Source organism: Rahnella perminowiae (genome assembly GCF_019049695.1).
Lineage (GTDB): Bacteria > Pseudomonadota > Gammaproteobacteria > Enterobacterales > Enterobacteriaceae > Rahnella > Rahnella perminowiae.
This window is the reverse complement of record NZ_JAFMOT010000183.1, coordinates 165,298-183,698: the sequence shown is the minus strand read 5'-3', so window position 1 is coordinate 183,698 and position 18,401 is coordinate 165,298. Positions and strand designations below refer to the sequence as shown.

Sequence of the window (18,401 nt, the reverse complement as noted above, 5' to 3'; positions counted from 1 at the left end):
ACTTTGCTCTTTCGAGGTCATGCGGTATTAGCTACCGTTTCCAGTAGTTATCCCCCTCCATCAGGCAGTTTCCCAGACATTACTCACCCGTCCGCCGCTCGCCGGCAAAGTAGCAAGCTACTTCCCGCTGCCGCTCGACTTGCATGTGTTAGGCCTGCCGCCAGCGTTCAATCTGAGCCATGATCAAACTCTTCAATTAAAAGTTCGATTTGCTTAAACACGTTAAGCGGTGCTCAGAGATTACTTCGTAATAATTCAACTAAATGAATTACTGCTTGGTCACTCTAAGACTTGATATTTTTTGCCACCGAAGTGGCTGATATCGTCTTGTGAGTGCCCACACAGATTGTCTGATAAATTGTTAAAGAGCAGTGAGTTACGCGCTTTCGCTTGCTAACTCGAGGTGGCGTATATTACGCTTTCCTCATTCAGTGTCAACCGTTTATTTCATCCGGTTGCCGCTGTTTTTAATCTTTCCGACCCGGTCACTTCGTGATGTTGTTCACGTTGTTCCCTGTCGATGGAGCGGCATTATAGGGAGTTCTCAGCAGGCCGCAAGGGCTAATTTCACTTTTTTTATCAAATGTTCATAAATCCATCAAACGAATTAATAACGAACAAGAAATGTATAAAAAAGGGGCCCCGGATTGCTCCGGAGCCCGTTTAAGACCGCGACTTATCTATTTACTGTCTTGCGATGATGTGATCATTTTCCACATCGACAGTAATTGGCTTACCTGGGATCAGCTTGCCGGACAAGATTTGCTGAGCCAGCGGGTTCTCAATCTCTTGCTGGATAGCACGCTTCAATGGACGCGCACCATAAACCGGGTCAAATCCGGTATTACCCAGCAATTCAAGCGCCGCATCGGTCAGCGTTGCCGAGTAGCCATGTTCTTCCAGACGTTTATACAAACGCTCCAACTGAATCTTCGCGATATTTTTAATATGCGCATGGCCCAGCGGATGGAACACAACGACTTCATCTATACGGTTGATGAATTCCGGACGGAAGCTGTGTGTAACCACTTCCATGACTGATTCTTTCATCTGCGCATAGCTCGCCTCGCCAAAGTGCTGCTGAATAATGTCAGAGCCCAGGTTAGAAGTCATAATGACCACCGTATTACGGAAATCGACCGTTCTGCCCTGCCCGTCCGTTAAGCGACCGTCATCTAACACCTGTAATAAGATGTTGAACACATCCGGGTGCGCCTTCTCTACTTCATCTAATAAAATGACAGAGTAAGGACGGCGACGAACCGCTTCTGTCAGATAGCCACCTTCCTCATAACCGACATAACCCGGAGGCGCACCGACCAGACGTGAAACTGAGTGTTTCTCCATAAACTCCGACATATCGATGCGAACCATCGCGTCATCACTGTTAAACAGGAATGTTGCCAGCGCCTTACACAGCTCGGTTTTACCTACACCCGTCGGCCCCAGGAACAAGAATGACCCGATCGGGCGGTTTGGATCTGACAGCCCTGCGCGACTACGACGAATCGCATTTGATACCGCTTCCACCGCTTCATTCTGGCCAATCACGCGGTTATGCAGCTCTTCTTCCATACGCAACAGTTTTTCACGTTCACTTTCAAGCATCCGCGCCACCGGAATGCCGGTCCAGCGCGCCAGCACATCGGCAATTTCCACATCTGTCACGCGGTTGCGCAGCAGTTTCATGGTCTTACCTTCCGCCTGGGTCGCTGCAGCCAGTTGTTTTTCAAGCTCAGGAATTTTCCCGTACTGCAATTCTGACATACGTCCCAGGTCGCCAACACGCCGGGCCTGCTCAAGCGTAATCTTCGCCTGCTCCAGCTCGGCTTTAATATTCTGGGTGCCGGTCAGTGACGCTTTCTCAGCTTTCCACTCTTCTTCCAGCTCAGAATATTCACGCTCTTTCTGGCTCAGTTCGGCTTCCAGCATTTCCAGACGTTTCACACTGGCATCATCAGACTCTTTTTTCAGCGCCTGCTGTTCCAGTTTGAGCTGGATAATACGGCGATCCAGACGGTCCAGAGATTCAGGTTTGGAATCCATTTGCATACGAATGCTGGATGCCGCTTCATCTATAAGGTCAATCGCTTTATCCGGTAACTGACGGTCGGAAATGTAACGGTGCGACAATGTCGCCGCCGCAACGATGGCCGGGTCAGTAATCTGCACATGGTGGTGCAGCTCATAGCGTTCTTTCAGACCACGCAAAATAGCAATGGTATCTTCGACAGAAGGCTCAGCAACAAACACTTTCTGGAACCGACGCTCTAACGCCGCATCTTTTTCGATAAACTGACGATACTCATTTAATGTCGTCGCGCCCACACAGTGAAGTTCACCCCGCGCCAACGCTGGTTTAAGCATATTCCCGGCATCCATTGCGCCATCGGCTTTACCGGCACCAACCATGGTGTGTAACTCATCGATAAACAGAATGACATTACCTTCCTGTTTAGCGAGATCGCTCAGAACACCTTTCAGTCGTTCTTCAAATTCCCCGCGATATTTAGCACCGGCCACCAGCGCGCCCATATCTAATGAAAGCACACGTTTATTTTTCAGACCTTCCGGCACTTCACCATTAATGATGCGTTGTGCCAGCCCTTCTGCAATCGCGGTTTTACCGACACCAGGCTCACCAATCAGTACCGGGTTATTTTTGGTACGACGTTGCAGAACCTGAATGGTCCGGCGAATTTCTTCATCACGACCAATGACCGGATCCAGTTTGCCCTGCTCGGCACGTTCGGTCAGATCGATAGTGAATTTTTTCAATGCCTGACGTTGATCTTCGGCATTCTGATCATCCACTTTCTCACCCCCACGCATTTGATCGATGGCAGCTGTCATTTTATCGGCCGTTGCACCGCAGGCTTTTAACATATCCGTTAAAGAGCCACGGTCTTTCATCACGGCCAGAACAAACAGTTCTGAAGAGATAAAGGTATCGGCACGTTGTTGTGCCAATTTGTCACAAAGATTTAAAACACGTACCAGCTCATGGGATGGTTGAACATCGCCGCCGGTACCTTCAACTTGCGGCAAACGCCCCAAAGCCTGATCAACGTCCGTGCGCAGTTTCTGGGTATCTACCCCGGCCGCCGTTAATAAAGGACGCACGGTTCCGCCCTCCTGAGTGAGTAATGCGCTCATCAGGTGAACAGGTTCGATAAATTGATTGTCGCGCCCGAGCGCGAGTGACTGGGCATCCGCGAGGGCAAGCTGGAATTTGCTGGTAAGACGATCCAGACGCATAACACCTCCAATACTGAACAAAATTGCTACTGGAGATTAAATGAGGTCAACCCTCACGTTTTCAAGGTTATCTTGGCAGTATATTCAGAGGACTGCTGTTATGCGCGATGGATCGTCTTGATTCGATAGGTTATATCAGCCAAATTAAACTTGCCAGCCGTCCGGTTACGCCGTCGCGCCGGTAAGAGTAAAATTTGCGGCTGTCAGTGACTGTGCAATGTTCACCGCCGTAGATAGCTGTGATGCCAGCCGACTGTAAGCGCAGCCGTGCAAGCAGGTAAATGTCAGCCATAAATTTCGCGCCAACGGGTCTAAAAGCCGCAGATGTCGCACCGTTCACAGCCATAAAGGCTTCGCGTACTTCTCCACCGACCTCAAAATGCGAAGGGCCGATTGCCGGTCCCATCCATGCCATGATGTCTTTGGAAGCGGCGTCAAAACAGGCTACCGTATTTTCTAATATCCCCGCACACAAACCACGCCAACCGGCATGGGCTGCTGCCACTTCATCACCGTTCATGCTGCAGAACAGCACCGGCAAGCAGTCAGCTGTCATTGCTGCGCAAACAACACCTGGTTCGCGGGTATAAGCCGCATCAGCAATTAAAGAAGGACTGCGGGGAATATGCGCCGTTAAACGAACAACGTCGGTACCATGAACCTGCTCCAGCCAATGTGGTGAAGCTGGCAGCCCGCCGAGTTCGACTATACGCTGACGGTTCAAAGCGACATGTTCAGGGCAGTCTCCGACATGATCGCCAAGATTAAGCGCCCCGTAAGGAGGCAAACTGACACCACCCTCCCGGGTCGTCGCACATGACCGCACCGTTGCCGGTTGCGGCCACTGAGGCTTGATAAGTGCGCACATTACCAGTTCATCTGATCCTTGAACTCTTCGGTATCTGCTTTAAGCGCACTGATCAGGTCAACCATATCCTGGGGAAGTGGCGCATGCCATTCCATCTGAATACCGGTGACCGGATGATAAAGGCGCAGCATGGTAGCGTGAAGAGCCTGACGATCGAATCCGCGCAACATATTAATAAACGATTCCGAGGCACCTTTAGGCAGTCTCGGGCGGCCGCCATAAAGCTGATCGCCTAACAGAGGATGGTTAATGTGCGCCATATGCACACGGATCTGGTGGGTACGTCCGGACTCCAGACGCAAGCGCAGACGCGTATGAGCACGGAAATGCTCCATAATGCGATAGTGCGTCGTCGCCGGTTTACCTGTCGGATGGACCGCCATATGTGTACGTTTGGTGGAATGGCGCGCAATCGGCTCATTCACTGTGCCGCCTGCCGTCATTGTACCAATCGCCACGGCTTCATATTCGCGGGTAATTTCGCGAGCCTGAAGTGCAGTCACCAGATGCGTTTGTGCGGGCACAGACTTCGCGACCACCATCAGGCCGGTAGTATCTTTATCCAGGCGGTGCACAATGCCGCAGCGCGGCACATCAATAATTGCCGGGTAATAATGCAGCAACGCATTCAGTACTGTGCCATCAGGATTTCCTGCGCCCGGATGAACAACCAGATCGCGAGGTTTATTGATGACTAAAATATCAGTATCTTCATACACGATATCTAAAGCGATATCTTGTGGCAGCCAACGCGCTTCTTCTTCAATTTGCGCATCGATTGCGATAGCCTCGCCACCCAACACTTTTTCTTTTGGTTTGGTCACTTTTTTGCCATTGACCGTGACCCTGTCTTCAAGGATCCAATCTTTTATACGAGATCTTGAATAATCAGGGAACAATTCGGCCAAAGCCTGATCTAACCGTTGACCGAGTTGAGATTCGGCCACCGTTGCGGTGAGTTGTACTTGTTGTGCCATATGCAGCTTCTTGGTTAACGTTGGGTTTTCACGGCGATGCCGTTTAAAATAATGTGCTATTGTAGCTGGTCTTTGTCGGGAGCTTAACGGACAGTCTCCCAGAATAACACCTGAGGATAATCAAAACGTCATGACGCGTGTGAAATATCTGGTGGCAGCAGCCACGTTGAGCCTGGCGCTGGTCGGTTGCTCCAGTTCCAAAGAAACGGTTCCCGATAACCCGCCTAACGTCCTTTATGCTACTGCCCAGCAAAAGCTGCAGGACGGTAACTTTAAAGGCGCTATTGCGCAATTAGAAGCGCTCGATAACCGCTATCCGTTTGGGCCTTACTCGCAGCAAGTTCAGTTAGATCTGATTTATGCCTATTACAAGTCTGCTGACTTGCCTATGGCTCAGGCTTCTATTGATCGCTTTATGCGTCTGAACCCAACACATCCGAATATTGACTACGTCATGTATATGCGTGGTTTAACGGATATGGCGTTGGATGACAGTGCACTGCAAGGATTTTTCGGTGTTGATCGTTCAGACCGTGATCCACAGCATGCACGTGCAGCATTCCGTGATTTCAGCCAGCTGATCCACACGTATCCAAACAGCCAGTACGCCACTGACGCGACTAAACGTTTGGTATTCCTGAAAGATCGTTTGGCGAAGTACGAGCTGTCAGTGGTGCAATACTACACTAAACGCGGTGCTTACGTCGCTGTCGTTAACCGTGTAGAGCAAATGCTGAAAGATTATCCGGATACTAAAGCAACGCATGATGCGCTGCCGTTGATGGAAAACGCCTACCGCGAACTGCAGCTGAACACTCAGGCTGATAAAGTCGCGAAAATTATTGCGGCTAACAGTGCAGTGTAATTTTACATGTCCGTAGACAAACGGTAGCTGAGGCTGCCGTTTTTTTTGGCTTTTTTCTAGGGGGAAACACAGAAAAACAGGAAAGAATAACGCACTGATCCTATCAATCATGCCTGCTCCTGAATGAAGTCTCAAGGTCTTTCCGGCCATTAATTACCCTGTATCACATAAACGCCAAAGTTGACAAAAAGTGACAAAAAACCGTGAGTTTGGGGACGCATTTCGTAAAAAAGGCTGGTATGTTGGATTCATCGGAGACGGAAAGAAGAGAGGTAAGTTATATGACAGTCAACATTACCAGTAAACAAATGGACATCACCACCGCTATTCGTGAACACATCGAAAGCCGTCTGAAAAAACTGGATAAATGGCAAACTCAGCTCATTAACCCGCACATAATCCTGTCTAAAGAACCTCAGGGATTTGTCGCCGATGCGACCATCAGTACCCCAAACGGGAAACTGGTTGCCAGCGCCACGCACGATGATATGTACGCTGCGATTAACGAAATGACGACCAAACTTGAGCGACAACTCAACAAAGCGCAGCATAAGGGTGAGGCTCGCCGTGCAGAATCCGGCGTCAAAGAACTCAATCTGGAACCGGTGCAGGAAGAAGAGGAATAACCGGGTTATCCGACATGTCAGTAACAACGCGCTCCGAGGAGCGCGTTTTTTGTGTCTGAAGGAAATGTTATTGACACAAGGAAAAGCCTGCGGTTACTTTAAGACTCTGCTCAAACTCATGGAAACAAGGCATACATGAATACCCGTCTGTTTTTCTTCGCATTCTTTTTTACCTTCCCCTGATTGGGAGGCGTTTCGTCGCGAAAGAATGAATGCGAAGACGAACAATAAAGCCTCCTGAAAAGGGGGCTTTTTTTATGCCTGCGTTTTACACATTTTGCTGAAAGAAAGAACATTTAAAAGGGTAACAACATGACCGAGAACTCATTACTGGCACTGCGTGAACGTATCAGCGCATTAGACCTGAAACTGCTGGCTCTGCTGGCGGAACGACGTACGATGGCAATTGAAGTCGCGCAATCCAAAATGCACTCTCACCGCCCTATCCGCGATAAAGAACGTGAAGCAGAACTGATTAACACACTGATTCAGGAAGGAAAAAAGCAGGGACTTGACGGGCATTACATCACCCGTGTTTATCAGCTGATCATTGAAGATTCCGTTCTCACGCAGCAGGCGCTCCTGCAGCAACATTTGAACAAAACCCCTTCTGACTCAGCACGCATCGCTTTCCTCGGTCCGAAAGGTTCATATTCTCATCTCGCCGCGCGTCAGTTTGCCGCCCGTCATTTCGACCAGTTCATCGAATGTGGTTGCCAGAAATTTCAGGACATCTTCTCTCAGGTAGAAACCGGTCAGGCCGATTACGCAGTATTACCGATTGAAAATACCAGTTCAGGCTCAATCAATGACGTTTACGATCTGCTACAACACACCAGTTTGTCAATTGTAGGTGAACTGACTAATCCTATTAACCACTGTGTACTGGTCGCGACTGACACTGATTTGTCGCAGATTCAGACGGTCTATAGCCATCCGCAACCCTTCCAGCAATGCAGCCAGTTCATTAACCGCTTCCCTCACTGGAAAATTGAATACTGTGAAAGTACTGCAGCAGCGATGGAAAAAGTGGCGGCAGCCAGTTCTCCCCACGTGGCCGCACTGGGCAGCGAAGCCGGTGGTGCGTTGTATAAGTTGCAGGTACTGGAACATAATCTGGCGAATCAGCAGGAAAATATCACCCGCTTCATTATCCTGGCGCGCAAAGCCATTGAAGTGACGGATCAGGTTCCGGCTAAAACCACACTGATTATGGCAACCGGCCAGCAAGCGGGGGCGCTGGTGAACGCACTTCTGGTGTTGCGCGACCAGGGCATTATCATGACCAAACTGGAATCACGCCCGATTAACGGCAATCCGTGGGAAGAGATGTTTTATATCGATGTGCAGGCGAACCTGCGTTCAGAAGAGATGAAAAAGGCGCTGAAAGATCTGGCACCTATCACCCGCTCGCTGAAAGTTCTCGGCTGTTATCCAAGCGAAAACGTCGTCTCCGTCGATCTGTAATGGCGCAAACAAAAAGGGCGCTGCACCAAGCAACGCCCTTTTGTTCACCTGCTTATGAAATTACTTGCGATTGTCGTTTGCCTGGCGCAGTAACGCACCACTTTCTTTCAGGAAACGCGGCGCATAATCGCCAAACCAGTGCTCAACCTGTCTGAATTTATCGATAAATGCTTGTTTATCGCCGCTTTCCAGCAGAGCAAGGGCATCACCAAAACGCTGATAGTAACGTTTGATCAGCGCCAGATTGCTTTCTGACGACATAATGATGTCAGCGTAAAGCTGAGGATCCTGCGCAAATAGCCGTCCGACCATCGCCAGTTCGAGACGATAAATCGGTGAAGACAATGCCAGTAATTGTTCGATTTGCACATTCTCTTCTGATAAATGCATGCCGTACGCAAAGGTCGCGAAATGGCGCAGCGCCTGAATAAAAGCCATGTTCTGGTCATGTTCGACGGCGCTGATTTTATGCAACCGCGCGCCCCAGACCTGCAACTGCTCCAGCAACCACTGATAGGCCTGAGGTTCGCGGCCGTCACAGTACACCACCACCTGTTTTGCCAGGCTGCTGACGTCCGGACCAAACATCGGATGCAAACCAAGAACCGGCCCTTCATGCACCGCCAGCATCGCCTGCAACGGACGGTTTTTCACCGACGCCAGATCCACCAAAATGCAATCTTCAGGTAGTTTAGGCAGTCGGGCAATGACCTCTTCGGTCAGGTGGATGGGTACACTGACAATCACCATACCGGCATCAGCCAGCAGCGTCTCTGCCTGCGGCCAGTCTTCCTGTTCCAGCACCTTTACCTGATAGCCGGAAAGCTCCAGAAGACGGGTGAATAAACGCCCCATCTGCCCGTTTCCGCCGATAATCACCACCGGGCGCAGTGTCGGATGCAGCGTTTTGAAGCCTTTGTCGTTTTCGCTTGAGTAGGACTCACGCATCACGCGGCGCAATACATCTTCAATCAGATCGGGCGGAACACCGAGGTTCTGCGCTTCCTGACGGCGTGAAGCCAGCATTGCCGCTTCCCGTTCAGGCACATAAATCGGCAAACCATAACGGCTTTTGACTTCCCCGACCTCTGCCACCAGCGCCAGACGCCGTGATAAGAGATCTAACAACGCTTTATCTACGTCATCGATCTGATCGCGCAACGCGTTAAGTTCTGCCACCATAAAAACTTACTCTCCTGCGATTCGTGTCGCCAGCGCGTCGCCCAGTTCCTGATGCATCCTGCGCAGCAGGCTTTCCGTCGTTTCCCAGTTAATGCAGGCATCCGTGACAGACACACCGTATTTCATTTCTGAACGCGGTTGTTCAGAAGACTGGCTGCCTTCATTCAGATGACTTTCCAGCATCAGCCCCGTGATAGAACGGTTGCCGGCTTTAATCTGGTCGATGACGGACTGAGCCACAACAGGCTGGCGACGATAGTCTTTGTTTGAGTTACCGTGACTGCAATCTATCATCAAGGAAGGACGGAGTCCCGCATCGGCCATCTGTTTTTCACAAGCCTGCACATCAAGTTCGCTGTAGTTTGGCGTTTTGCCGCCGCGTAAAATAACATGTCCGTCCGGGTTGCCCTGAGTCTGCAGCAAACAAACCTGACCAGCCTGATTGATCCCCACAAAGCGGTGCGCCATTTCTGCCGCACGCATCGCATTGATCGCTGTGCCCAGGCTGCCGTCAGTCCCATTCTTGAAGCCCACCGGCATTGACAAACCAGACGCCATTTCCCGGTGTGTTTGCGATTCTGTGGTACGCGCACCGATCGCTGACCAGCTGAACAGATCGCCTAAGTATTGCGGGCTGTTGGGATCCAGCGCTTCTGTCGCCAGCGGCAACCCCATGCCGACCAGTTGCAGCAGTAAATCACGGGCAATGTGCAGACCCGCTTCCACATCAAACGTCCCATCCATGTGCGGATCGTTAATCAACCCTTTCCAGCCAACAGTCGTGCGCGGTTTTTCAAAGTACACGCGCATGACGATGTACAAACGATCACTCAGTTCCGCCGCCAGGGTTTTCAGGTGACGTGCGTAATCCAGCGCTGCATCAACATCATGAATCGAACACGGGCCACATACCACCAGAAGACGAGGATCACGACCATGGACGATATCCGCGATGGTTTTACGAGCTTCGGAAATACTGTTTTCATCACTGACACTCAAAGGAAAACGGTTTTTCAGCTCTTCAGGAGTGATAAGGATTTGTTCAGCAGTGATGTGAACATTATTCAGGGCATCTTTTTGCATGATCGTGTTCCGTTATAAGGAAAAGGGGTTGCCACGGCGGCATCTGCGGACAACATTAACACAGCGCGTAAACTTAGCAAGCCTTAATTGTAAACATAAAATTACCAATTGACGGCAATAAGACACTTTATGGAAAGTTTTATTTACATAAAGGGCGTCAGGATCGAAATGACTGTACCGTAATTGTTACATACGATTTATCCGCAGAGGCCGTAATCATTAAGAGAGGAGGAGTGAGGACGAGATTGGGAATAGCCTCAGCAACGCAGATGTTGCTGAGGAAGAGAAATCTACAGGTTACGATCCAGAGTAATAAACACCTGCCCTAAAGCAGTCACTTCATCAACACCGCATTCGAAATGACTTTCCTGACGGCTCACCTTCAGGCGGTTACCTGGAATGCGGGCCACATCGTAAACATCCAGGTCACCATCGATATCCAGCAGCCAGCGGCCATTGCCGGGATGCGTACTGCCCAGATCGATAATCCACGAATGGTTGCCCTTCACTATATACGCAGGCTGTGCCAGCGAATCGTCCAGCAGTGACGGGTCAACAGCCCAGAGGCCTTCTTCCTCAAGCGTGCCGCCACGCAATCTTAATTTTTTAAGCTGGTGGATTTCACCTGCTACCCCGGCAGCTGAAGCATTGGCATCTTGCATCGTACCTTTGCCCGTTGCCAGCCAGCGCAACGAGACACCGGTATCCAGCGCACAGGCGACGACAACATCACCGGGGAAATAATCCCTTCTTACCCAAGTACTTATCGTGCCAGATGACAATCCATACAGATCCCCCAGTTCCTTCTGCATGCTAAAGCCGTAAGCCTGAAGCATACGCGTCAGAACAGCTTTTCCACCTTCAAGTTCATCTAATTGCATCTGGCGAAAACTCCTGAATCTGTAAATATCATCTTGACAACTCGCAAATGCAAGCTTAGATTGATTATGTAATGTACCGACAGACGACCATGATACCAAATTTACGGCGTCGTGGAGAAATAAGGAGATGCGATGTTTTTAGGAACGGAGCAGCAGCGCCAGGCCGGCCTGCACCATATCGCTCATCTGAAAGAAACCTATTTCCCCCGGAATAAAAGTCGGGTTGAGGTTATTTTTGATCAGGCCCCAGAAAAATTGAAAACCACATTATTTTTTCATGCTGGCTTTAAACAACATCATACTTTTCTGACTTATTCACAATTAAGTGACGAAGAGCAATTGAAAATTACTCAGGCTTTATTATCCCTTCGCCATTTCATGACGATATTTACAGGAGAACTTTATTCATGACCGACTGGATAGATGAATCACAGGAATACCAACTGAGAGTACTTGAAGCGCAAATATCAAAGGCAACCCGCACACAGCCTGAACCGTCGGCCTTGTTCTGTGTGGATTGCGAAGCTTCCATCCCGGAACAACGCAGGAACATCATCTCAGGTGTACAGCGATGTATTGAATGTCAGGAAATTGAAGAACTCAAAAGAAAGAATTACCGGCCAGTATAAACAGCTGAATTAACACCATTCAAATTAATCAACTCACTGGGAATAATATTATTTCCGGAAGGCTTCCCATATTTCATTTTTGGAAAAGCCAGTATGACAGATAATATCACAGGCAGAACAATTGCTTTACCGCCGCCCGCGCTTAACCGGAGAGCCGGGCAAGGTTTCCCGGGCGGCTGGTGGTGGAATGCCCCCCCGCGCGGCGCTCAGCAGTCCGCTGGAAAAGCCCCTGACTCGTGATTTTTGTCAGCGCCAGCAAACAGCGCTTTCTCAGCTGGCAACGCTGCCCCGTTGCCTGCGAACACTTTTATATCAGCGATATACCTTTTTGCTGGAAACAAAAGGGGTCGCGCTGCGTTTCATTTCCTGATGACAGTTTTCACACAACGCTTGTGGCCGCGTATTAAACAGGTCAACGCGAGAAACAATCTGAATCGTCAAATCTCGCAAAAGCTACTCATGGAAGAAGAAACGTTTAACCGCCTCCCGACCTAATGATGACGGTCTGAATTGATACAAAAACCACGCCAATAAAAATTCATGCATAAATTCAATGAATTATAAATTTTGAAATACCCTGACTGTTGACGTATTACATCAATTAAAGAATACTGTATATAAACACAGTATCTGGCGAGGGGAGAAAATGGAAAACCTGACTAAACAACAGCTAACGTTGTCCAGGATACAATTGATCGCAGACATTTCGCAGACGGCGCAATGCAATCCAAAAGAATTTCTGGTCGTGATGTCACTGATCTCAGAGCTGGCCAGCCAGGCGCTGACTGACGAAAATCAGGACGCTGTGTATTGCAACGGGAGCGCTGACGACACCCACTGATTGCCAGACTCCGCAGCGGTAGTCATCAACATTGCTGGCGCTTGCCCGACCGGTTTCCCTCCGGAGTAAGCGCCCCGCCCTCTCCCTGTCTTCACTGCCTGCTTATCTGTTGTGCCAGCCGTTTCACACCCCTCTCAGATTGTCTCCCGGCGTGCTATTACGCAGACTGAACTCACCCCCTGACGATTTCATTCACTTGCGGAGAAAAACCCATGAAAATTTATGCACAACAGGGCGATACCCTCGATTCCCTATGCTGGCGCTATTACAACCGCACGGCGTCCGTCGTCGAAAAAGTGTATGCCGCCAATACTGGCATCGCGGATTTAGGCCCGTTATTACCCCATGGCACAGCCGTCGATATGCCAGACATAGCAGAACAACCCGTACAGGAGGTTCTCAAATTATGGGACTGAATACAGAACGCATCAGTTCAGGCTGTGCCTATTTTATAGCCACCTCGCTGACCTGGCTTGCCAGTCTGACCTCGCAAGATGTTGCCTTTCTGATCGGCTCAGCAGTGGGTGTCGGCACGTTTTTGATCAACTGGTACTACCGGCGCAAAAGCTACCAGTTGCTGGCACGTAAAAGCCTGAGCAAAGACGACTATGAAAACCTCAACTCTTAAACGCTGCAGCGTTGCCGTCGTGTTAGGGCTGATGGCGGCATTGCCGGGCTACCTGTCATTGCAGGTGTCGGAAGAAGGATTGCGGCTGATCACCGACTTTGAAGGCTGTCAGCTGCAACCCTATCAGTGCAGCGCCGGGGTATGGACCAGCGGTATTGGCCATACGGCAGGCGTTAAACCGGCACGGGAAATAACTGAACATCAGGCCGCTGAAAACCTGCTGGCCGATATTCAGCAAACCGAGCGTGCCATCAAAAAATGCATGCCGGTCACGATGCCTCAACCGGTTTTTGATGCTGTGGTGTCCTTCAGTTTTAACGTCGGTACCGGTGCCGCGTGTAGATCAACACTGGCGTTTTTCATCAACAAATGGCAATGGCGACAAGCCTGTGATCAGCTGCCACGGTGGGTTTTCGTCAATGGCGAACGCAACCGGGGTCTGGAACGCAGGCGAAACGCCGAACGTGCCCTCTGCCTGAAAGGGATATGAATGCGCATATTTCTGGCCGTTCTGGCCGCAATGACTTTGCTGGTTGCCATGTTGATACTTTCCAACCGCTCATTACAGCACGACCTCGATAAGAGCCGTCAGCAACGTGATGCCCTGAGCACACAGTTACATCAACGGGAGCAGTTGATCATCCTGTTAAACCAACAAATGCGTCAGCGTGAACAGGCGGAACTGTCATTACGCAAAAACCTGAGCGCCGCTCAACAGGTGATGCAAGCCCGTGAACAACAAAGGCTGAGGAGCCTCTATGAAAATTCGCAAACCCGTCAGTGGGCTGACAACGGGTTGCCTGCTGATATTAGCCGGCTGCACCAGCGCCCCGCCTTCAGCTCCGCCAGCGATTATTTACGTTGGCTGTCCGGCAGTGAGTTCCTGCCCGATACCGGCCAGTCATCCCGCCACTAACCAGGACCTGAGTGCCGATATTCTTCAGCTGGAATCTGCGCTGATGGATTGCGGCTTACAAATTGAAGCCATCAAAACGTGTCAGGAGGCACAACATGCAAAAACCGATTCAGTTGCAACAACGGCTCATTGATTCAGCTCTGCACGAAATCAATGAGAAAGGTTTTGCTACCATGTTGAATCTGAAGCCTTATGTTGCATATACGACCTATAAATCTTCAATTTCATAATATCAACTTGCTTTTGCAAGTCATGGGTTTCATAATGACCTCATCGCTTACCTGTCATGCCGGAGGTTTTTATGATGCATTGTCCGCTTTGTGGAAAGGTCGCCCATACACGCTCAAGCCGTTATCTGAGTGAATCAACAAAAGAACGCTATCATCAGTGCCAGAATATTGAATGCAGTTGCACGTTTGCTACGCATGAATCGGTCGCCAGGGTTATCTCAAAGCCGGGTAGCCAGCCTTCTGCTGCGTAGCCAATATGTGGTCATTGATGCAAAAAAAGGGGTTAGCCGATGGCTAACCCCTTGTTCTATATTAACTAGTAGATGTCGCGTTAGCGATACCTTAGTTAAGACGCTCTTTAATACGAGCAGACTTACCAGTACGCTCACGCAGGTAGTACAGTTTAGCTTTACGAACGGCGCCACGGCGTTTAACAGTAATGCTGTCGATTACCGGGGAGTGAGTCTGGAATACACGCTCAACACCTTCGCCGTTAGAAATTTTGCGAACAGTGAATGCAGAGTGCAGACCGCGGTTACGAATAGCGATAACCACGCCCTCGAATGCCTGCAGACGCTTTTTAGAACCTTCAACGACCCATACCTTAATCTCCAGAGAATCACCTGGACGGAATGCAGGTACGTCTTGCTTCATCTGCTCTTGTTCGATTTGTTTAATGATATTGCTCATAATATGTCTCTTACCCTAGGTAAACTGATATATCGGGACGGCCTCGCGTTATGCTTTGGCGTTCCCTTCATAGTTTTGTTGACTAAGCCGATGTTCCTTTTGGAACTCTCTTAGCAACACCTCTTGCTCGTCAGTCAGAGCTAGGTTTTCCAGAAGTTCAGGTCTTCTAAGCCAGGTTCGACCCAGCGACTGTTTCAGGCGCCAGCGACGTATATCAGCATGATTTCCCGACAGTAAAACTGGCGGTACCTCCATGCCTTCCAACACTTCAGGGCGGGTATAATGGGGACAATCCAACAATCCGTCAGCGAAAGAATCTTCTTCTGCTGAAGCCTGACGACCCAGAACACCCGGTATAAAACGGGAAACTGAATCAATCAGAGTCATTGCCGGCAACTCTCCACCGCTAAGAACATAATCGCCAATTGACCATTCTTCATCAATTTCGGTTTTGATTATGCGCTCATCGATCCCTTCATAACGGCCACAAACCAGAATAATTTTCTGATGAGCCGCCAGTTCGCAAACACCGGTTTGATCCAGCTTGCGCCCCTGAGGTGAAAGATAAATCACTTTCACACCTTCGCCTGCCGCTGCTTTTGCTGCATGAATGGCTTCCCGTAAGGGTTGCACCATCATCAGCATTCCGGGACCACCGCCGTAAGGGCGCTCATCCACGGTACGATGTCGATCGTATGCGAAATCACGTGGACTCCAGCAATTTACGCTCAACAGGCCATTCTTAACTGCCCGGCCAGTTACCCCGTAATCCGTAATTGCGCGGAACATTTCAGGAAACAGGCTAATTATACCGATCCACATAGCCTACCCCTTCCAAATGTTTGACCGCTCAACCAGACCTTGTTTACATGAGTAAACACTACGGAGGTCAAAAACCAGGATCCCAATCTACTTCAACAGTGCGAGTAGTGAGATCGACTTTCTTGATAACCTGCCCATCGAGGAACGGAATCAACCGCTCCTTGAGTCCGAAGGCATCTTTCAGGTTGGCTTTAACTACCATCACATCGTTAGAACCGGTTTCCATCATATCGATGATTTTGCCCAGTTCGTAACCGGAAGTTGTCACTACCTGGCAACCAAAAAGGTCTTTCCAGTAGTAGTCACCGTCCTCCAGTGGAGGCAGTTGCTTTGAATCGACAACAATTTCGCAATTGGTCAGAAGATTCGCCGCATCCCGATCATCAACGCCTTTGACTTTGATAATCAGGTCCTGAGTATGGCGTTTCCAGCCTTCCAGCTCGACAACTTGCCATTTACCGGCACGCTGGATAAACCAGGGCTGGTAGTCAAAGATGCTTTCAGCGTCTTCGGTGGATGAAAACACTCTGAGCCAACCACGAATGCCGTATGTTGAACCCATTTTGCCAAGGACTAACGGCTCAGCGGGTACCACTGGATTGGATTGCTTGCTCATTGCCACCACCGCGACAGATTAAGCTGCTTTCTTAGCGTCTTTGATCAGCGCAGAAACGCGATCAGAAACGGTAGCACCCAGACCAACCCAATGGGCAACACGGTCCAGATCCATACGCAGTGCTTCAGCCTGGCCAGAAGCCAATGGGTTGAAGAAACCTACGCGTTCGATGAAACGACCGTCACGAGCGTTGCGGCTGTCGGTCACTACTACTTGATAAAACGGACGCTTTTTTGCGCCGCCACGTGCTAAACGAATTGTTACCATAACATCCTCTTTAGTTAATAAAACAACCAGACCCCATCGGGGAACGGGGTCTGGTTGCAATATAAAAAGCCCGAAAATTTTACTCATTTTGGCGCAAAAAGCAATCTAAAGCGTAGAAACCTTAGCCACCATTTTGCATGAGCCGCCTATATGGCTGATATATAGGCAGTGACGTCGATTAACGGCCAGGGAAACCCGGTGGCATCATACCTTTCATGCCACGCATCATTTTCGCCATGCCGCCACTCTTCATTTTCTTCATCATGCGCTGCATATCGTCGAACTGCTTAAGTAAGCGGTTGACGTCCTGCACCTGCATGCCGGAACCCATCGCGATACGACGCTTGCGGGAACCTTTAATAATCTCTGGCTTAGCGCGCTCTTTCAGCGTCATCGAATTGATGATCGCTTCCATCCGCACCAGCACTTTGTCATCCATCTGGGATTTGACGTTATCCGGCAACTGACCGACACCCGGCAGTTTGCTCATCATACTCGCCATGCCACCCATATTACGCATTTGCTTGAGCTGCTCGAGGAAATCGGTCAGGTCAAAGCCGTCGCCTTTTTTGAGTTTGCTGGCCAGTTTTTCCGCCTGCGCGCGGTCAACTTTACTCTCAATGTCTTCGATAAGAGAGAGAACGTCGCCCATGCCCAGAATACGGGAGGCAATACGATCCGGATGGAACGGCTCCAGTGCATCGGTTTTTTCACCCATACCCAGGAATTTGATCGGTTTGCCGGTGATATGACGAATCGACAGCGCAGCACCGCCACGGGCATCACCATCCACTTTCGTCAGGATCACACCGGTCAGCGGCAGCGCTTCGTTGAACGCTTTTGCGGTATTCGCAGCATCCTGACCGGTCATGGCATCGACAACAAACAAGGTTTCCACCGGATTAATCGCGGCATGTACCTGTTTGATTTCGTCCATCATCGCTTCGTCGACGTGTAAACGACCGGCAGTATCGACAATCAACACGTCGTAGAATTTCAGTTTCGCCTGCTGCAGGGCACGGTTAACGATATCAACCGGTTTTTCCTGCGCGTCAGACGCGAAGAAATCCACTTCAACTTGTTGCGCCAGGGTTTCCAGCTGCTTGATCGCCGCAGGGCGATAAACGTCGGCGGACACGACCAGTACTTTTTTCTTTTTCTTTTCTTTCAGGAACTTCGCCAGCTTACCGACGCTGGTTGTTTTACCGGCACCTTGTAAACCTGCCATCAGCACCACAGCCGGAGGCTGTGCCGCTAAGTTGAGTTCGGTGTTAGCCTCACCCATCGCGGTTTCCAGTTCTTTCTGGACAATTTTGACGAATTCCTGACCCGGCGTCAGGCTCTTATTGACCTCATGGCCAACAGCGCTTTCCTTCACCCGGTTGATGAAGTCACGTACGACCGGCAGCGCAACGTCCGCTTCCAGTAACGCCATACGCACTTCACGTAATGTCTCTTTGATATTCTCTTCGGTCAGCCGCCCGCGGCCGCTGATATTGCGCAGTGTGCGCGACAATCGATCGCTTAAATTCTCAAACATCGTCTCTTGCTCAAC

Annotated in this window: 26 protein-coding genes, 1 rRNA gene and 1 other annotated feature; of the genes, 15 read left to right on the top strand and 12 right to left on the bottom strand. The window is 50.0% G+C overall.

Features of this window, described 5'->3' with window-relative positions; translation table 11 throughout:
- The 4 genes from J1781_RS18155 to rluD form a co-directional block, all read right to left on the bottom strand.
- Positions 1 to 199: ribosomal RNA gene (locus J1781_RS18155) — 16S ribosomal RNA — on the bottom strand; the annotation flags it as partial.
- A gap of 485 nt (positions 200 to 684) precedes the next feature.
- The gene (gene clpB / locus J1781_RS18150) at positions 685 to 3,258 is read right to left on the bottom strand and encodes an ATP-dependent chaperone ClpB (RefSeq protein WP_129954622.1); all 2,574 of its coding nucleotides are present in this window, start codon (positions 3,256 to 3,258) and stop codon (positions 685 to 687) included.
- A gap of 130 nt (positions 3,259 to 3,388) precedes the next feature.
- The gene (gene yfiH, locus J1781_RS18145) at positions 3,389 to 4,126 is read right to left on the bottom strand and encodes a purine nucleoside phosphorylase YfiH (protein ID WP_129954621.1); all 738 of its coding nucleotides are present in this window, start codon (positions 4,124 to 4,126) and stop codon (positions 3,389 to 3,391) included.
- Positions 4,126 to 5,103, bottom strand: a complete 978-nt coding sequence (gene rluD / locus J1781_RS18140; protein ID WP_129954620.1) for a 23S rRNA pseudouridine(1911/1915/1917) synthase RluD — start codon at positions 5,101 to 5,103, stop codon at positions 4,126 to 4,128. Before rluD ends, yfiH begins: the two co-directional genes overlap by 1 nt.
- 130 nt (positions 5,104 to 5,233) lie before the next feature.
- On the opposite strand from rluD, the gene bamD reads away from it, so the two are divergent.
- The 4 genes from bamD (at position 5,234) to pheA (ending at position 8,061) form a co-directional block, all read left to right on the top strand.
- Positions 5,234 to 5,968 carry an outer membrane protein assembly factor BamD gene (gene bamD, locus J1781_RS18135; RefSeq protein WP_217219219.1) on the top strand — a complete coding sequence of 245 codons (735 nt, stop codon included), beginning with the start codon at positions 5,234 to 5,236 and terminating at the stop codon, positions 5,966 to 5,968.
- 281 nt (positions 5,969 to 6,249) lie between these two features.
- Positions 6,250 to 6,594, top strand: coding sequence for a ribosome-associated translation inhibitor RaiA (raiA, locus tag J1781_RS18130; protein ID WP_217219218.1), 345 nt, complete (start codon positions 6,250 to 6,252; stop codon positions 6,592 to 6,594).
- A gap of 134 nt (positions 6,595 to 6,728) precedes the next feature.
- Positions 6,729 to 6,853: a sequence feature (Phe leader region), on the top strand.
- The gene (locus J1781_RS26535) at positions 6,730 to 6,777 is read left to right on the top strand and encodes a hypothetical protein (protein WP_369794779.1); all 48 of its coding nucleotides are present in this window, start codon (positions 6,730 to 6,732) and stop codon (positions 6,775 to 6,777) included. It overlaps the preceding feature by 48 nt.
- Before the next feature lie 53 nt (positions 6,854 to 6,906).
- Entirely contained in the window at positions 6,907 to 8,061 is a 1,155-nt protein-coding gene (gene pheA, locus J1781_RS18125; protein WP_217233981.1) for a bifunctional chorismate mutase/prephenate dehydratase, read from the top strand.
- A gap of 60 nt (positions 8,062 to 8,121) precedes the next feature.
- On the opposite strand, the gene tyrA is transcribed toward pheA, so the two are convergent.
- The 3 genes from tyrA to J1781_RS18110 all read right to left on the bottom strand — a co-directional run bounded on the left by tyrA (position 8,122) and on the right by J1781_RS18110 (position 11,207).
- Positions 8,122 to 9,243 carry a bifunctional chorismate mutase/prephenate dehydrogenase gene (gene tyrA, locus J1781_RS18120; protein WP_217233980.1) on the bottom strand — a complete coding sequence of 374 codons (1,122 nt, stop codon included), beginning with the start codon at positions 9,241 to 9,243 and terminating at the stop codon, positions 8,122 to 8,124.
- A gap of 6 nt (positions 9,244 to 9,249) precedes the next feature.
- Positions 9,250 to 10,326 (bottom strand): 3-deoxy-7-phosphoheptulonate synthase, encoded by a 1,077-nt coding sequence (locus tag J1781_RS18115; protein ID WP_129954616.1) that lies wholly within the window; start codon positions 10,324 to 10,326, stop codon positions 9,250 to 9,252.
- 290 nt (positions 10,327 to 10,616) lie between these two features.
- Positions 10,617 to 11,207: a helix-turn-helix domain-containing protein gene (locus tag J1781_RS18110; RefSeq protein ID WP_217233979.1), complete on the bottom strand. Its 591-nt coding sequence runs from the start codon at positions 11,205 to 11,207 to the stop codon at positions 10,617 to 10,619.
- A 132-nt stretch (positions 11,208 to 11,339) separates the two neighbouring features.
- Between J1781_RS18110 and J1781_RS18105 the strand changes: the two genes are divergently transcribed.
- From J1781_RS18105 to J1781_RS18060, 11 genes are all read left to right on the top strand, one after another.
- Positions 11,340 to 11,618, top strand: a complete 279-nt coding sequence (locus J1781_RS18105) for a DUF5347 family protein (protein ID WP_217233978.1) — start codon at positions 11,340 to 11,342, stop codon at positions 11,616 to 11,618.
- Entirely contained in the window at positions 11,615 to 11,836 is a 222-nt protein-coding gene (locus J1781_RS18100) for a TraR/DksA C4-type zinc finger protein (RefSeq protein WP_129954613.1), read from the top strand. The genes J1781_RS18105 and J1781_RS18100 overlap by 4 nt, the downstream gene beginning before the upstream one ends.
- 187 nt (positions 11,837 to 12,023) lie before the next feature.
- The gene (locus J1781_RS26220) at positions 12,024 to 12,206 is read left to right on the top strand and encodes a hypothetical protein (RefSeq protein ID WP_238483569.1); all 183 of its coding nucleotides are present in this window, start codon (positions 12,024 to 12,026) and stop codon (positions 12,204 to 12,206) included.
- Positions 12,207 to 12,482: 276 nt separating this feature from the next.
- Positions 12,483 to 12,677, top strand: coding sequence for a hypothetical protein (locus tag J1781_RS18090; RefSeq protein WP_129991574.1), 195 nt, complete (start codon positions 12,483 to 12,485; stop codon positions 12,675 to 12,677).
- Between the two features lie 212 nt (positions 12,678 to 12,889).
- Positions 12,890 to 13,093, top strand: a complete 204-nt coding sequence (locus tag J1781_RS18085) for a tail protein X (protein ID WP_129991575.1) — start codon at positions 12,890 to 12,892, stop codon at positions 13,091 to 13,093.
- Positions 13,084 to 13,305 (top strand): HP1 family phage holin, encoded by a 222-nt coding sequence (locus J1781_RS18080; protein WP_015695945.1) that lies wholly within the window; start codon positions 13,084 to 13,086, stop codon positions 13,303 to 13,305. The genes J1781_RS18085 and J1781_RS18080 overlap by 10 nt, the downstream gene beginning before the upstream one ends.
- Positions 13,286 to 13,795 carry a lysozyme gene (locus J1781_RS18075; protein WP_217138223.1) on the top strand — a complete coding sequence of 170 codons (510 nt, stop codon included), beginning with the start codon at positions 13,286 to 13,288 and terminating at the stop codon, positions 13,793 to 13,795. Before J1781_RS18080 ends, J1781_RS18075 begins: the two co-directional genes overlap by 20 nt.
- A complete protein-coding gene (gene lysB, locus J1781_RS26215; RefSeq protein WP_129991577.1) occupies positions 13,796 to 14,221 on the top strand; it encodes an Rz-like lysis system protein LysB in 426 nt (141 codons plus the stop codon).
- Positions 14,106 to 14,354 (top strand): Rz1-like lysis system protein LysC, encoded by a 249-nt coding sequence (lysC, locus tag J1781_RS18070; RefSeq protein ID WP_238483576.1) that lies wholly within the window; start codon positions 14,106 to 14,108, stop codon positions 14,352 to 14,354. The genes lysB and lysC overlap by 116 nt, the downstream gene beginning before the upstream one ends.
- Positions 14,317 to 14,451, top strand: coding sequence for a hypothetical protein (locus tag J1781_RS26355; protein ID WP_268839009.1), 135 nt, complete (start codon positions 14,317 to 14,319; stop codon positions 14,449 to 14,451). Before lysC ends, J1781_RS26355 begins: the two co-directional genes overlap by 38 nt.
- 71 nt (positions 14,452 to 14,522) lie before the next feature.
- Positions 14,523 to 14,702 (top strand): ogr/Delta-like zinc finger family protein, encoded by a 180-nt coding sequence (locus tag J1781_RS18060; protein ID WP_129954609.1) that lies wholly within the window; start codon positions 14,523 to 14,525, stop codon positions 14,700 to 14,702.
- Positions 14,703 to 14,793: 91 nt separating this feature from the next.
- Here J1781_RS18060 and rplS read toward each other — a convergent pair whose 3' ends face one another.
- The 5 genes from rplS to ffh all read right to left on the bottom strand — a co-directional run bounded on the left by rplS (position 14,794) and on the right by ffh (position 18,386).
- Positions 14,794 to 15,141 (bottom strand): 50S ribosomal protein L19, encoded by a 348-nt coding sequence (gene rplS / locus J1781_RS18055; RefSeq protein ID WP_013574038.1) that lies wholly within the window; start codon positions 15,139 to 15,141, stop codon positions 14,794 to 14,796.
- Positions 15,142 to 15,189: 48 nt separating this feature from the next.
- On the bottom strand, positions 15,190 to 15,963 hold the full coding sequence (gene trmD, locus J1781_RS18050) for a tRNA (guanosine(37)-N1)-methyltransferase TrmD (protein ID WP_013574037.1): 774 nt from the start codon (positions 15,961 to 15,963) through the stop codon (positions 15,190 to 15,192).
- Positions 15,964 to 16,030: 67 nt separating this feature from the next.
- On the bottom strand, positions 16,031 to 16,579 hold the full coding sequence (rimM, locus tag J1781_RS18045; protein ID WP_129954608.1) for a ribosome maturation factor RimM: 549 nt from the start codon (positions 16,577 to 16,579) through the stop codon (positions 16,031 to 16,033).
- An 18-nt stretch (positions 16,580 to 16,597) separates the two neighbouring features.
- Positions 16,598 to 16,846 carry a 30S ribosomal protein S16 gene (gene rpsP, locus J1781_RS18040; RefSeq protein ID WP_015689395.1) on the bottom strand — a complete coding sequence of 83 codons (249 nt, stop codon included), beginning with the start codon at positions 16,844 to 16,846 and terminating at the stop codon, positions 16,598 to 16,600.
- 178 nt (positions 16,847 to 17,024) lie between these two features.
- Positions 17,025 to 18,386 (bottom strand): signal recognition particle protein, encoded by a 1,362-nt coding sequence (ffh, locus tag J1781_RS18035; RefSeq protein WP_129954607.1) that lies wholly within the window; start codon positions 18,384 to 18,386, stop codon positions 17,025 to 17,027.
- Positions 18,387 to 18,401: the final 15 nt, after the last annotated feature.

What these genes read in the sequence shown, in the direction of transcription:
- clpB (WP_129954622.1), bottom strand. Translation starts at nt 3,258, where the DNA reads ATGCGTCTGGATCGTCTTACCAGCAAATTCCAGCTTGCCCTCGCGGAT.
- yfiH (WP_129954621.1), bottom strand. Translation starts at nt 4,126, where the DNA reads ATGTGCGCACTTATCAAGCCTCAGTGGCCGCAACCGGCAACGGTGCGG.
- rluD (WP_129954620.1), bottom strand. Translation starts at nt 5,103, where the DNA reads ATGGCACAACAAGTACAACTCACCGCAACGGTGGCCGAATCTCAACTC.
- bamD (WP_217219219.1), top strand. Translation starts at nt 5,234, where the DNA reads ATGACGCGTGTGAAATATCTGGTGGCAGCAGCCACGTTGAGCCTGGCG.
- raiA (WP_217219218.1), top strand. Translation starts at nt 6,250, where the DNA reads ATGACAGTCAACATTACCAGTAAACAAATGGACATCACCACCGCTATT.
- pheA (WP_217233981.1), top strand. Translation starts at nt 6,907, where the DNA reads ATGACCGAGAACTCATTACTGGCACTGCGTGAACGTATCAGCGCATTA.
- tyrA (WP_217233980.1), bottom strand. Translation starts at nt 9,243, where the DNA reads ATGGTGGCAGAACTTAACGCGTTGCGCGATCAGATCGATGACGTAGAT.
- J1781_RS18115 (WP_129954616.1), bottom strand. Translation starts at nt 10,326, where the DNA reads ATGCAAAAAGATGCCCTGAATAATGTTCACATCACTGCTGAACAAATC.
- J1781_RS18110 (WP_217233979.1), bottom strand. Translation starts at nt 11,207, where the DNA reads ATGCAATTAGATGAACTTGAAGGTGGAAAAGCTGTTCTGACGCGTATG.
- J1781_RS18105 (WP_217233978.1), top strand. Translation starts at nt 11,340, where the DNA reads ATGTTTTTAGGAACGGAGCAGCAGCGCCAGGCCGGCCTGCACCATATC.
- J1781_RS18100 (WP_129954613.1), top strand. Translation starts at nt 11,615, where the DNA reads ATGACCGACTGGATAGATGAATCACAGGAATACCAACTGAGAGTACTT.
- J1781_RS26220 (WP_238483569.1), top strand. Translation starts at nt 12,024, where the DNA reads ATGCCCCCCCGCGCGGCGCTCAGCAGTCCGCTGGAAAAGCCCCTGACT.
- J1781_RS18090 (WP_129991574.1), top strand. Translation starts at nt 12,483, where the DNA reads ATGGAAAACCTGACTAAACAACAGCTAACGTTGTCCAGGATACAATTG.
- J1781_RS18085 (WP_129991575.1), top strand. Translation starts at nt 12,890, where the DNA reads ATGAAAATTTATGCACAACAGGGCGATACCCTCGATTCCCTATGCTGG.
- J1781_RS18080 (WP_015695945.1), top strand. Translation starts at nt 13,084, where the DNA reads ATGGGACTGAATACAGAACGCATCAGTTCAGGCTGTGCCTATTTTATA.
- J1781_RS18075 (WP_217138223.1), top strand. Translation starts at nt 13,286, where the DNA reads ATGAAAACCTCAACTCTTAAACGCTGCAGCGTTGCCGTCGTGTTAGGG.
- lysB (WP_129991577.1), top strand. Translation starts at nt 13,796, where the DNA reads ATGCGCATATTTCTGGCCGTTCTGGCCGCAATGACTTTGCTGGTTGCC.
- J1781_RS26355 (WP_268839009.1), top strand. Translation starts at nt 14,317, where the DNA reads ATGCAAAAACCGATTCAGTTGCAACAACGGCTCATTGATTCAGCTCTG.
- J1781_RS18060 (WP_129954609.1), top strand. Translation starts at nt 14,523, where the DNA reads ATGATGCATTGTCCGCTTTGTGGAAAGGTCGCCCATACACGCTCAAGC.
- rplS (WP_013574038.1), bottom strand. Translation starts at nt 15,141, where the DNA reads ATGAGCAATATCATTAAACAAATCGAACAAGAGCAGATGAAGCAAGAC.
- trmD (WP_013574037.1), bottom strand. Translation starts at nt 15,963, where the DNA reads ATGTGGATCGGTATAATTAGCCTGTTTCCTGAAATGTTCCGCGCAATT.
- rimM (WP_129954608.1), bottom strand. Translation starts at nt 16,579, where the DNA reads ATGAGCAAGCAATCCAATCCAGTGGTACCCGCTGAGCCGTTAGTCCTT.
- rpsP (WP_015689395.1), bottom strand. Translation starts at nt 16,846, where the DNA reads ATGGTAACAATTCGTTTAGCACGTGGCGGCGCAAAAAAGCGTCCGTTT.
- ffh (WP_129954607.1), bottom strand. Translation starts at nt 18,386, where the DNA reads ATGTTTGAGAATTTAAGCGATCGATTGTCGCGCACACTGCGCAATATC.